The sequence below is a fragment of the Psychrobacillus sp. NPDC096426 genome (genome assembly GCF_044762745.1).
In the GTDB taxonomy this organism is placed as follows: domain Bacteria; phylum Bacillota; class Bacilli; order Bacillales_A; family Planococcaceae; genus Psychrobacillus.
In genome coordinates this window covers 68,641-82,273 of sequence record NZ_JBIWEX010000005.1, presented here as the reverse complement: position 1 = coordinate 82,273, position 13,633 = coordinate 68,641, and the positions used below count along the sequence as shown (strand labels likewise).

General features: G+C 39.1%; 7 protein-coding genes, 1 pseudogene and 1 other annotated feature. Of the genes and pseudogenes, 7 read left to right on the top strand and 1 reads right to left on the bottom strand.

The features are described 5' to 3' along the window. Positions 1–271: 271 nt before the first annotated feature. On the bottom strand, positions 272–1,237 hold the full coding sequence (locus ACIQYS_RS05940; RefSeq protein WP_402976143.1) for a S8 family peptidase: 966 nt from the start codon (positions 1,235–1,237) through the stop codon (positions 272–274). Between the two features lie 1,314 nt (positions 1,238–2,551). Between ACIQYS_RS05940 and ACIQYS_RS05935 the strand changes: the two genes are divergently transcribed. The 7 genes and pseudogenes from ACIQYS_RS05935 (at position 2,552) to ACIQYS_RS05905 (ending at position 13,550) form a co-directional block, all read left to right on the top strand. Beyond that, positions 2,552–4,351: a DNA/RNA non-specific endonuclease gene (locus ACIQYS_RS05935; protein ID WP_402976141.1), complete on the top strand. Its 1,800-nt coding sequence runs from the start codon at positions 2,552–2,554 to the stop codon at positions 4,349–4,351. 1,300 nt (positions 4,352–5,651) lie between these two features. Further along, a pseudogene (locus ACIQYS_RS05930) lies at positions 5,652–6,054 on the top strand (SirB2 family protein). Positions 6,055–6,405: 351 nt separating this feature from the next. Beyond that, positions 6,406–8,073 (top strand): dihydroxy-acid dehydratase, encoded by a 1,668-nt coding sequence (gene ilvD / locus ACIQYS_RS05925; protein ID WP_402976139.1) that lies wholly within the window; start codon positions 6,406–6,408, stop codon positions 8,071–8,073. Between the two features lie 3 nt (positions 8,074–8,076). Continuing rightward, positions 8,077–8,335, top strand: a binding site (T-box leader). Positions 8,336–8,681: 346 nt separating this feature from the next. After that, complete coding sequence (gene ilvB, locus ACIQYS_RS05920) at positions 8,682–10,403, top strand: acetolactate synthase large subunit (protein WP_402976390.1); 1,722 nt, start codon at positions 8,682–8,684, stop codon at positions 10,401–10,403. Beyond that, positions 10,400–10,912, top strand: coding sequence for an acetolactate synthase small subunit (gene ilvN, locus ACIQYS_RS05915; RefSeq protein WP_402976137.1), 513 nt, complete (start codon positions 10,400–10,402; stop codon positions 10,910–10,912). The genes ilvB and ilvN overlap by 4 nt, the downstream gene beginning before the upstream one ends. A gap of 72 nt (positions 10,913–10,984) precedes the next feature. Further along, positions 10,985–12,019, top strand: a complete 1,035-nt coding sequence (gene ilvC / locus ACIQYS_RS05910) for a ketol-acid reductoisomerase (RefSeq protein ID WP_402976135.1) — start codon at positions 10,985–10,987, stop codon at positions 12,017–12,019. Then, complete coding sequence (locus ACIQYS_RS05905) at positions 12,006–13,550, top strand: 2-isopropylmalate synthase (protein WP_402976133.1); 1,545 nt, start codon at positions 12,006–12,008, stop codon at positions 13,548–13,550. Before ilvC ends, ACIQYS_RS05905 begins: the two co-directional genes overlap by 14 nt. Positions 13,551–13,633 lie beyond the last annotated feature (83 nt).

Genomic DNA, 13,633 nt, shown 5'->3' with positions numbered 1-13,633 from the left:
ATTCTAATAACTTAAGCCGCGACGATGAAATCTTTAGGGCGTCTATCGCTCTTTCGAAGTGTCCGGTCCTTACAAGTCCCACTTGAGGGTGAAAATATAGTCTATACTATGATCGGAAGACATAGCGGCAATCCAACCTACCAACAACTACAAGGCGTACTTCAATTATTACGTTAATCTGGTTAATAAAACGCGGTCATGGAAATCTGAGAACCGCGTTTTGTGATTATAGTTGTCCAAAAAATTGCTAGTTCACCACATTTTATTAATATTACTGTGAACTCAAAACCAACTCTTTACTCTCTTTCTCAAATACATCGCTCAAATGTTCGATGACCGTCAAATAAACGAGCCCGTTACCTTCAAGCTTGGGCGAGAATCCTAGTGGGATGGTCCTTTTAATTAGCTGGGCATAGAGCTCAGGCTCTGAAAGTTCTCGACCAAAATTGTTGTTCACCAAACTTTTTATGAGAGCAAGTGCTCCAGAGGCATGAGGTGCAGCCATTGAAGTTCCGCTTAACGTTGCATACTTCCCTTTTAAATACGTAGAGAGGATCTTTTCTCCGGGAGCAACTAAATCGATTTCATTGTGAGAATTGGTAAAATCGGAAGAGCGGCGCTCAAGATTTATTGCACCTACACAAATGACTTCGTTATAACAGCCTGGAAAGGCGAATTCATCGGTTGAATCGTCACCGTCACCCTCATTTCCAGCGGCACAAACTACAAGAATATTGTTACTGATGGCCATTTTAATCGCTTCATGAAGTTCAGGCATATCATTTGGACCGCCTAGCGACATGGAGATAATATCCGCTTTTTGTTCGATGGCATAATTGATTCCATTTATAATCCACTCATATTGTCCCGAGCCTTTTTTATTCAATACCTTTACGATAAGTAGACTTGCTTCAGGAGCTACTCCGACTACGCCATTATCGTTTTGCTGTGCAGCAATCGTTCCAGCAACATGAGTGCCATGTCCATTGTAATCGAGGAATATATCAGGATTGCTTTCATCATCGTCCGTAAAGTTCCGACCGCCTATAATCCGTTCTTGTAAATCGGGATGTATACTATCGCATCCTGTATCCAGGACAGCTACCGTAACACCTTTTCCTTTTGTTTTGTTCCAGATCTTAGGTGCTTGAATTAATTCTACACCTGGAGGAACTTTATTGACCTCCGTCATTTGTACAATCACTTCATGTGGAATTACACGAGCAAAATTTTCCATTTTATACCTCCTAAAGGTAATATAAACTTAATAAAAATTTTGTTATCATTAAGTCACTGTAATGGGGAATCTACTAATAGATTTATTTTTATTAGAAGTGCTAGTTCCAGTTACATACTAATGGAAAGTTAATTACATAGTGAGTTGTAATAAGCCCTATATGCGCAAGCCTGTCCATCATTCAATGACAAAGAGTTGTACTTCCGACGGCAATTTATCATATTATAAAAACGGGACATAGAATAACAAAGGATTAGACGTTTGAGCACACAGTCCTACAATAGTAAACTGTAAGACAAAATCATGACCACTTTTGCACATTGTGTGACGGTGTAAACGGTTGGGAAGAAAAAGCACTAGGCTGTGAAGAAAGACGGTTACTCCTTTTGCAATAAGAAAAAGATAACTGACAACGATTCCGAAATAAAAACAATCCATCTATCCACCAGATAGTGTAATGAGTAAGCTTAGTATTTCGTAAGTTGCCACTGGTTTTCACCTCCTTTCGTTTGGAAATGATCAACAATCCGTCACACATTCTTCGCAAATGAACAAAATTCAAGGTGCATTTTTATTAAGTTAAAATATTATATAGATAGCTCTTTTATTAATGTGTATGTGCAATCATTATTCACACTCCCTAAGAAGCAATCGTTCCAGAAACATGTGCAACATATCCATTGTGGTCCAGGAAAGAATCTAGATATCTTCCGTATAATAAATCGTATCATTATCTGATTATTCGGTCAATTCAATATTGAATAGATTGAATAATCGATTCAGAAGGCATATTTAAGAGATATCCTATTTAGCACTTATTCACTATTACGGTGATGATATTTAATCAAATATTTCAATTAGTAGTACATGCTACATGTTAGGAGTAACCGTTACTTAACTATTGAGTTGTAAGAAAATGAGTTTCATTAAGATATCTTTAATCATAAAGAAAGAGAAAATAAAAATCGTTCTGGATCAAAAGTGTCCAGAGCGATTTTTTTAATTTCTCAAACCTTAAGCCAAACTGCATCATTTGTATACAGATAATCCCCGTCTTCATTCAATGGACTAGTAGGAATGAATAGGGAAGGAGTGGCTGGAATTTATTCAGAAAAATCTACGTTCTTATCACTCAAAAGGATCAGATAAAGAGTAATGAAGACAGGTTTCAAATGACTAAAGTAATATTTGATTTATTTTTGGAATAAAAATATATCAAATTACCCCTTAAAAAGTAACTTTTAATAAAATGACTGAAATGTTAGAATAATCAGAACGAAACGAATCTACATCTATTTTATAAGGAGGATAAACATGTCTATTAAACGACTTGATAAGTTTCAAAACCTTAATATGGATCTCGTAGAATTGCAGCAACAACAAGCATTAAAGCGCTATATTGCACGTTCTAGTGAACGGGAACGAATTGCTAGTGAACTACAAACTAAAAATCCTTTGGAAGTAGATACGCCTGAGCGAGTTACACTTCGTAAAGCGATTATTGATCCACGTGATGGACTTGCTATAGAGCGTATTATTGGACGAAATGATTTATTTCCTATTTCTTATCTTGAAGCAGGTCTTCAAGCAGCCAATCCGGTTTGTAGAATTGAAATTCGAGATCGTATAGGCAGAGTTCTTGGACATGCTACAGGTTTTCTTGTCTCACCTTCCGTCTTGCTTACAAATAATCATGTTTTGGAGAACTACGAGACGGCTCAGTTTAGTGTCGCACAATTCAACTATGAAGTTGATCTTGACTTAAACGAACGTCCGATGAAAACCTTCCGTTTAACACCCGAGCGTTTATTTATAACGGATCAGAAGCTTGATTTCACATTAGTCGCGATAAAGGAAGTATCTGCTGATGGTACAGAAGTAAGTGATTTTGGGTTTTTGCCCCTCATTCCGCAAACAGGCAAAGGGTTGGTTGATGAATATGTATCAATTATTCAACATCCTTCAGGGGCACCTAAAGCTGTAGCGATTAGAGAAAATAAAATTTTGGATGTATTTGACGATTATGTTCACTACTCGACAGATACTATGCCCGGTTCCTCCGGTTCACCTGTATATAATGACGAATGGATTGTAATCTGCCTCCACCATGCAGGCGTTCCAGATCCAAAGAACCATACTGAATTCATTGCCAATGAAGGGATTCGTATAAGTAGTATTATCCAGTTTGTCGTGGAGCAAACCGCCAACTTGAGTGATGAGCAACACTCATTAATAAATGACATTGTGAAGGGGTGGGAAGTCCAAGGTCGTACTTCTGAAGAGATGGTAGTTGAGGAATTAAGCGATTCATGGTACGAAGGTTCGGCTGGTTATGACACTCGATTTCTTGGTGAAGATTATGAAGTTCCTCATCCGTTATTCCGGTCTGATCTGGAAAAGGATATTGTCCAGTTAAAAGACGGAAGCAATGTGCTCCATTATACGCATTTTTCAATTGTCATGAGCAAATCACGCCGTTTAGCATATTATACGGTGGTAAATATTGACGGAAATCAGTTGATGAAGATTGGTCGTAATGACAAGTGGTATCTCGATTCCCGCATTGAAAAAGAGTACCAATGCGGTCCTGAATTATATAAAAATAATACGCTTGATCGGGGACATCTTGTCCGACGGCTCGATCCAATTTGGGGAGATTCGGCGGAAAAGGCGAATAAGGATACGTTCCATTTTACAAATTGTGCTCCCCAGCAAAGTAAGTTGAATCAAAAAAGCTGGCTAGATCTGGAGAATTATATTTTAGACAATGCCGAAAACTCGAATCTTAAAGTAACAGTTTTTACTGGACCGGTTTTTCGGGTAGATGACATTATTTATAGAGGCGTACAAATACCGGCAGAATTTTGGAAAGTAGCTGTCATTGTTAAAAAGGATGGGAACCTATCTGCAACGGCTTATTTGCAGACTCAAAAAAATCTTATTGATGATTTAGAATTTGCTTACGGTGAATATAAAACGTATCAAGTGCCCGTTTCAAAAATCGAAGCGATCACAGGACTTGATTTTGAAGATTTACGTAATTACGATCCAATCAATCAATTAGAATCGACAATTGGATATGTAATTGATGCACCAGGGGATATAAAACTCTGAAATTTAATGAGCATGTAGAAGATGACGGTATCAGGAAAAGTATAATGGAGAAATGTATGTAGCTCGACATGATGTAGTTGATGGTTCTGATTTCGGTAAAGAAAAAATAAAATACACATCAAGGTATACCAATGAAATGAAAATCGGTTATTCAGGTGGTTATCTGTGTTTTTTTGTGTATTCATTAATACTTCATACATCAAACTACTATTAGATATCTAAATAAAAATACTTTTTTGGGCGCTTATTTCCTGACTCTAGGAAAATACTAAAAGTATTGTTTCTATTAGTAGTGTTTGTTGCATACTATAGATAAAAGTTACTGACATCGTACTACACTTCAAACAGCAATTTATCATATAATTTAAAACTCGACATACAATAAAAAGGACTGAGTGTTTGAGCACTCAGTCATAGAATAGTAGACTGTAAGACAAAATCATGGTCGATTGTGTGCATCGTACGACGACGTAATTAGTTGGGCAGCAAAAGCTTTTGACTGATGAGAAAGAAGTAATTGTCCACACTCCTGCCGATTGGGGCGGTTACTTCTTTCTTGATAAGAAAAAGATAACTGACAACGCCACCGACATAAAAGCAATCCAACCGCCAGATAGTTGAATGAGTAAGCTTAGCAATTCGTATGTTGTCATTGGTTTTCACCTCTATTCATAGTGCAGTTTTGAAGGGCGAAAAATTGATAGAGATAGCCCTTTTATTATGTATATGTGCAATCAAATACGTATATGTTTAATTTCTATAGGGAAAAATAGGTGTTTTCATTTCACTGATTAGTCTTTTATCTCTAAAAACTGTAGATCCATCTCCTATAGGATAGTAAAATATTAATAGTTCTGTGCACTTATGTGTCTAGAACCAAAAATCAACCTTCTATAAAACACAGGTTGGTTTTTTCTAATTCCTTGAGTATCTGGTCACTACGTAGACATACATGACCTTTTTTATTTCCTCCTTCAGCTCTACTTCCATCTTCCACTTTGACTTCGCTAAGTATTCTCACAATTCTCTGGTTTGAACGACCGTCATAGACACGCTCCCTTTATTTTTTTTACATGTCCATTTTTATACCAACTCCAATTACTGCTAATATTTGAGTAAAATGTTGTAAGAAAGCGGTCCTATGTTGCTAATAAACACTATGATATTGCGAGAAACGCACCTTAAGTTGCGCGTAAGCGAGTCTCCCCCTCGAATCAAACTGCTCACCATAAAAATCTTCCTTATCTAGACACAACCTTCTCCCATACAATATCGTATACTCTACATAGGTGATGATTCTATGTACGCATTAATAATATTTACACACGTATTCAGCGCGATTTTGTCGATTGGTCCGTTCTTCGTGCTTTTCCCCCTATTAAATAGGATGAAAGTCAAAAATAGAGAATTGATAAACTCGCATTGTAAAGCATGCTGGGCATGTGCTTGTTGTTTCGGGTATTTTACTTATGTGGCAAGGAAATTGGCCTTGGTCGACGTCGTGGGTCATTATGACGATTGTTGTAATGGTAAGTTCGATTGTTTTCCTAGCACGTGCGTTTAAGCCGAATATTCGATTGTACCGAAATGAAAAGATCAATTTAGAAACACTCATTCGAAAACTTCGTCGCTCTGTTTGGATGTATATTTTATTGCTACTTATCATGCTTTGGTTTATGGTAGCAAAGCCAGATTTATGGTGACAAAAAACTTTCTCGTATGCCGAGAAGGTTTTTTTGTCTCCAGTTTTTGTAAATAAGACTCTTTCTCACACGTCAATTGAGGAGGGGTTTTATTTTTTTAAAAAAATTCACAATTATTTTTAAAGTGTGTAAAGTGTGATATATAGCAAATGTAAACGATTACATTAAAAACGAATATTCCGAACTGACAGACTATTTTAAAAAAGGGTGTTGACGCGGCTTTTTAAAGGCGATATGATAACTACAATATATTAAATATTGTGAGAAAATTCACAAACTAAAGAAGACTATAAATAGTCTGAGCTACAAAGCTAAACGCTGGATAAGCGGTAAGTATAGGAGCGATTGAATTTGAGAAGTGACATGATAAAAAAAGGCGTGGACCGTGCCCCACATAGAAGTTTACTTTACGCAACTGGGGTCAAAACAAAAGATTTAGATAAACCGTTTATTGGCGTTTGTAACTCCTATATTGATATTATTCCAGGCCATATGCATTTGAACAAATTTGCAGAGGTCGTTAAAGAAGCAATTCGTGAAGCCGGTGGAATTCCATTCGAATTTAACACGATTGGGGTAGATGATGGAATTGCTATGGGTCATATCGGGATGAGATATTCACTTCCGAGTCGTGAACTTATTGCAGACTCAGCAGAAACAGTTATTAATGCTCACTGGTTTGACGGTGTGTTTTACATTCCAAACTGTGACAAAATCACACCAGGAATGTTAATGGCAGCTGTAAGGACGAATGTCCCATCTGTTTTTGTATCAGGTGGTCCAATGGAAGCTGGAACTTCAGCTGACGGCAAACAACTTTCACTTACTTCTGTTTTTGAAGGTGTTGGTTCTTATAAATCGGGATCAATGACAGCGGAACAATTACTAGACATAGAACAAAATGCATGTCCAACATGTGGTTCCTGTTCTGGAATGTTCACAGCGAACTCGATGAACTCTTTAATGGAAATGCTTGGGGTAACACCTCCAGGTAACGGGACGATTGTTGCAACTTCCGAGGAACGTCACCGGCTGATTAAAGAAGCGGCAAAACATCTAGTAAGAATGGTAAAAGAAGATATTAAACCTCGTGATCTTATTACAAAAGAAACAATCGATGATGCATTTGCGCTAGACATGGCAATGGGTGGTTCTACAAACACTGTATTACATACTTTAGCAATCGCACATGAAGCAGAAATCGAATATGACGTGAAAGAGATTAACGAAGTAGCGAAGCGTGTTCCATATTTATCGAAAATTATGCCAGCTTCTGATTACTCTATGCATGATGTACATCTTGCTGGAGGGGTTAGTGCCATTATAAAAGAACTTTGCGAAATTCCTGGGGCTGTTCATCCAGATCGTATGACGATTACGGGTAAAACACTCTATGAAAATGTAAAAGATTATGAGATTAAAAATGATCAAGTCATACGTCGAAAAGAAAATCCATATAGTCCTGTAGGTGGCTTATCCGTCTTATTCGGAAATATTGCCCCAGAAGGCGGAGTTATTAAAGTCGGCGCAGTGGATCCTTCTATCAAAGAGTTTACTGGGAAAGCAATTGTGTTTGATTCACAAGAAGCATCTCAAGAAGCAATTGACAACGGTACAGTTAAAGAAGGGCATGTAGTAGTCATTCGCTACGAAGGCCCAAGAGGCGGACCAGGAATGCCGGAAATGCTCGCTCCAACTTCTGCGATTCAAGGTCGCGGGTTAGGAACAAAAGTAGCACTTATTACAGACGGAAGATTCTCAGGAGCATCTAGAGGAATTTCTATTGGACATATTTCTCCAGAAGCTGCAGATGGTGGACCAATCGCTTTAGTGGAAGATGATGATATTATCGTTATCGATTTAACGAATAGAACGATAGAGTTGCAAGTTAGTGAAGAAGAATTGGCGGTTAGAAGATCTAAACTTCAACCATTTGAACCAAAGATTAAAAAAGGTTATTTAGCAAGATATTCGAAACTCGTAACATCTGCAAGCACAGGTGGAGTCATGAAAATCTAATACTATAAATCATTGATGAGGCAAAAGTTAAAGGAATCTTGTATTTACAGAGAGCTGGTAGCGCTGGGAACCGGCAATACAACCTTTAGCGACATCCCCTCGGAGTGAAGTGTTGAATGGGAAACCTATTAGATACTTCCGGGTGTAGTACTACTTAGCTACTCTCGTTAAAAATGGACGGTCGGCTTTTTGTCGGTTGTCTGCGAGGTAGCGGTTGCGCTACGAACTAGGGTGGTACCATGAAAAGAATTTCATCCCTATACAAAAGAACGATAGTTTTTTTGTATGGGGTGAAATTCTTTTCTTTTTCTATAACAAACATGTAAGTAAGTATTACTTGTCTATTCAGTTACTGTCTAGACTCCAGGCGCCTGCCGCTCGAGGTCGAATATCAATTTGCTCCTGCGCGGGCTCGTCGCAGAAGAGCGTTCCTGCGGTGACTGAGGAGCTGCCTCCTCGGAAATCGCCATTCGCTTGCTCCTGCGCGAGCTCGTCGCAGAAGAACTCTGTCGCGGCAAAGCGGGCGCCTTACGCTTTTCTTTATTTCTGGACGATTTGATCAAAAGGAGGAAATTATGATGAAGATGACTGTTGAAGAAACAGAACAAATGTATGAAGAACCCGAAACCTCGGTAGCTCCGAAACAGTTGGATGGTGCAGATGTTTTAATTGAAACATTAAAAAAGCACCAAGTTGAGGTAGTTTTTGGTTATCCAGGTGGAGCCGTTTTACCGATTTATGATGCGTTACATAAAAACCCTATTAGACATATTTTAGCGCGTCATGAGCAAGGAGCTATTCACGCAGCAGAAGGGTATGCACGAGTTTCTGGGAAAGTGGGGGTTGTCATTGCAACGAGTGGTCCGGGGGCAACAAATGTAGTCACAGGAATTGCAGATGCAATGATGGATTCGATTCCACTCGTTGTTTTCACAGGGCAAGTTGCAACGACGGTTATCGGAACAGATGCTTTTCAAGAAGCAGACATCATCGGTATTACACAACCAATAACAAAACATAATTACCAAGTAAAAGATGTAGCGGATTTACCAAGAATTATTAACGAAGCTTTTCATATTGCTTCCACAGGTCGTCCAGGACCAGTCGTCGTAGATATTCCAAAAAATATGGCAACAGGGATTTTTAGCCCAACTGATGAGACATCAGATGAGGTAAATCTTCCAGGATATCAACCGACGACAACACCGAACTTTTTACAAATTCAAAAAGCAACACAAGCCATTTCAACGGCAAAACAACCGCTCATTTTAGCCGGTGCGGGTGTATTATTTGCTAAAGCATCCGATCAATTAGTGGAGCTTGCAGAGAAATATCAAATTCCTGTGACAAATACCTTACTCGGTTTAGGAACGATTGAAGGGGACCATCCACTGTTTATCGGAATGGCAGGAATGCATGGGACGTATACAGCAAATATGGCGATTCAAACTTGCGATTTACTCATCAACGTTGGGGCAAGATTTGATGACCGTTTAACAGGGAACTTAGCTCACTTTGCACCTAACGCCAAAGTGATTCATATCGATATAGATCCGGCAGAAATCGGAAAAAATGTACCAACGGAAATTCCGATTGTAGCGGACGCAAAAGAAGCTTTAACCGCTTTATTAGAACAAAATGCTCCGAATGGCAACACGGCAGCATGGTTAGAAAGCTTACAAATCAATCAAGAGGAATACCCTTTATTTTATGAAGCAAGTGAAGAAAAAGGACTGCTCCCACAGCAAGTAGTAGAACTCATTCACGAATATACAAATGGAGATGCAGTTGTCACAACAGATGTAGGGCAGCACCAAATGTGGGCAGCACAGTACTACAAGTTCAATCACCCACATAACTGGGTAACATCTGGTGGACTTGGAACAATGGGCTTCGGCTTCCCGGCAGCAATTGGTGCTCAGCTTGCAAAGCCAGAAGCGAAGGTAGTATCCATCGTTGGAGATGCAGGGTTCCAAATGACATTACAAGAACTGTCGCTACTACAAGAAATGCGCATTCCAGTGAAAATCGTTATTTTGAACAATCAAGCACTTGGAATGGTGCGTCAGTGGCAAGAAACGTTCCACGGTGAGCGTTATTCGCATTCATTAATCCCTGTTCAACCGGATTTTGTGAAACTTGCAGCAGCTTACGATTTAAAAGGATACAAAATCGAAACGTACGAGGATGCCAAAGTTCAATTAAAAGAAGCATTAGCATCCGATGAACCAGTATTAATAGATTGCAGAGTAGTTCAAAAAGAAAAAGTATACCCAATGGTTGTACCAGGTACGGCACTACACGAAATGATTGGAGTGAAACCAGAATGAAACGCATCATTACTGTAACCGTGATGAACCAAAGCGGCGTTTTAAACCGCGTAACTGGCCTTCTCATGAAACGTCAGTTCAATATCGAAAGCATCACAGTAGGTCATACAGAACAACCGCAAATTTCCAAAATGACGTTCGTCGTAAATGTAGAAGATGAACAAAAACTGGAGCAACTATTAAAGCAACTTCAAAAGCAAGTAGATGTGCTGAAAGTTAACGATATTACTGAAAAGTCGATTGTCGTTCGGGAGCTCGCACTTGTGAAAGTGGTCGCACCACCAACCGTAAGAGCAGAGATTAATAGTATTGTTGAACCATTCCGAGCAGCGACGATCGACACTGGCAAAAATGTCGTGACATACCAAGTGACAGGTAATCCAGAAAAAATCGATGCATTTATCGATTTGCTCAAACCATACGGCATTAAAGACTTAACAAGAACAGGCGTAACAGCATTTGTTCGCGAGACCCAAAAGGTCCATACACCACAGCTGTCTATTTTATAAGCTAGTCATTCATTTAGTAACACAGTTTTAACTTATATATTTAAAAACCCAAATTCTGAGGAGGAAATAACAATGGCTAAAATGTATTATAACGGAGATATCAACGAAGGACTTTTAAAGGACAAAACAATCGCAATCATCGGGTACGGATCACAAGGCCACGCACACGCACAAAACTTGAAAGACTCAGGTTTTAACGTAGTAGTAGGTATTCGTGCAGGTAAATCATTCGACCAAGCAAAAGAAGATGGATTAGAAGTTTATTCGGTAAAAGAAGCGGCTGAAAAAGCGGACGTTATTATGATTTTATTACCAGATGAAAGACAAAAAGCAGTATACGAGGCAGAAATCGCACCAGCATTAACTGCAGGGAAATCATTAGTATTCGCACACGGATTTAACGTTCATTTCGATCAAATCGTACCACCAGCAGACGTGGATGTATTCTTAGTAGCGCCAAAAGGACCAGGACACTTAGTACGTAGAACATTTGAAGCAGGAGCAGGAGTACCAGGATTATTCGCTGTACATCAAGATGCAACTGGTAACGCAAAAGACCTAGCTTTAGCTTATGCAAAAGGAATCGGAGCAGCTCGTGCTGGAGTTCTTGAAACAACATTTAAAGAAGAAACAGAAACAGATCTATTCGGAGAGCAAGCAGTACTTTGCGGTAGTACAACTGCAATCGTAAAAGCCGGTTTTGAAACACTTGTAGAAGCAGGATACCAACCAGAACTTGCATACTTTGAAACATTACATGAATTAAAACTGATCGTTGACTTAATGTACGAAGGTGGAATGGCTACAATGCGTTCTTCTATCTCGGATACAGCTGAGTGGGGAGACTTCGTATCAGGACCACGAATCATCGATGCTTCTGTAAAAGATCGTATGAAAGACGTATTAACAGATATTCAAAGCGGTAAGTTTGCGAAAGAATGGATCGAAGAAAACGAAACAGATCGTCCAAAATATAACGCAATTAAAAAAGCAGAATCGGAACATCAAATCGAAGTTGTTGGTGCAAAACTTCGTGAAATGATGCCATTTATCAATGAAGGGAAAAAACAAGTGAAGAAAGAAGTGGTGACGAGTGCACAAAATTGACATTTTTGACACAACGCTTCGTGACGGTGAACAATCCGCAGGGATCAATCTAAACACGCAAGAAAAGTTAGAAATCGCTCGTCAGCTTGAAAAGTACGGAGTTTCCATTATTGAAGCAGGTTTTCCTGCTTCATCCCCTGGAGACTTTGAAGCAGTTAAACTGATTGCTGATACGGTGAAAAACTCAGTTGTTACAGGTTTAGCTCGTACGAATAAAGATGATATTGAAACTGCTTGGGAGGCATTAAAAGGTGGAGTGCAGCCTCATCTTCACACATTTATTGCAACATCCCCAATTCATATGCAAACTAAGTTGAATAAAACACCAGAACAAGTGATTGAACTTGCTGTTGAATCAGTGAAACTGGCAAGAAAATATTTTCCACTCGTACAATGGTCTGCAGAAGATGCAACTCGCTCGGATAAAGACTTTCTTGTTCGAATTATTAATGAAGTGATTAAAGCAGGGGCTACGACTATTAATGTACCAGATACTGTAGGGTATGCAACTCCTATCGAATACGGTGCTTTATTCAAATATTTAACTGAAAATGTGAATGGCATTGAACGAGTAAAGCTTTCCGCACATTGTCATGATGATTTAGGTTTAGCAACAGCAAATACACTTGCAGCAATTGAAAATGGTGCAACGCAAGTAGAAGGTACCATTAACGGAATCGGAGAACGTGCTGGTAACGTAGCGCTAGAAGAAATTGCAGTTGCACTACATATTCGCAAAGACTACTATCAAACGGATTCTGGCATCGTGTTAAAAGAAACAAAACGCACAAGTCAGCTTGTAAGTAAGTTAACAGGAGTGGCTATTCAACCAAACAAAGCGGTAGTTGGGAAAAATGCTTTCGCACACGAATCTGGTATTCACCAAGATGGTATGCTGAAAAACCCTGAAACATATGAAATTATTACACCAGAACTAATCGGTGATGCATCTACCGAACTTGTACTTGGAAAACACTCTGGTCGCCATGCATTTACTAACCGCGCGGAGGAAATGGGCTTCCATTTAAGTGATGAAAAACTAAAGGCAGCATTTGTAGCATTCAAGAAATTAGCGGATTCTAAGAAAGAAATCACAGAGGATGATTTATTTGTTTTATTAACAGATCAACAAGTAAACACGCCTGAAGTGGATGTATATGAATTAGAGAGCGTGCAAGTGCAGTACGGCACATCAAATATTCCAACTGCTACGGTTCAAGCGAAAACGCCATCTGGTCAAGTGGAAGTCGTATCGTCTACTGGCGCTGGTTCAGTAGAAGCGATATTCAATACGCTAGAAAAGCTTGTGAATGGGGAAGTTCATATTATTGATTATCGTGTGTCTTCTGTTTCTAAAGGCAGAGACGCACTTGGCGAAGCTATTATTAACTTAACATTTAACGACGTCGTTTCCGTTGGACGTAATGCTTCACAAGACGTATTAGAAGCTTCTGCAAAAGCGTATTTAAATGCGATCAATAGACAGTTAATAAAAGCACATTATCAAGAAAGAGTGCCAGTTACACAATAACTGAGAAAAGCGAAAGGCGCCCGTTTAGCCGTGACAACGTTCTTCTGCGACGAGCTTTGCACAGGAGCAGCAATTTCACATTT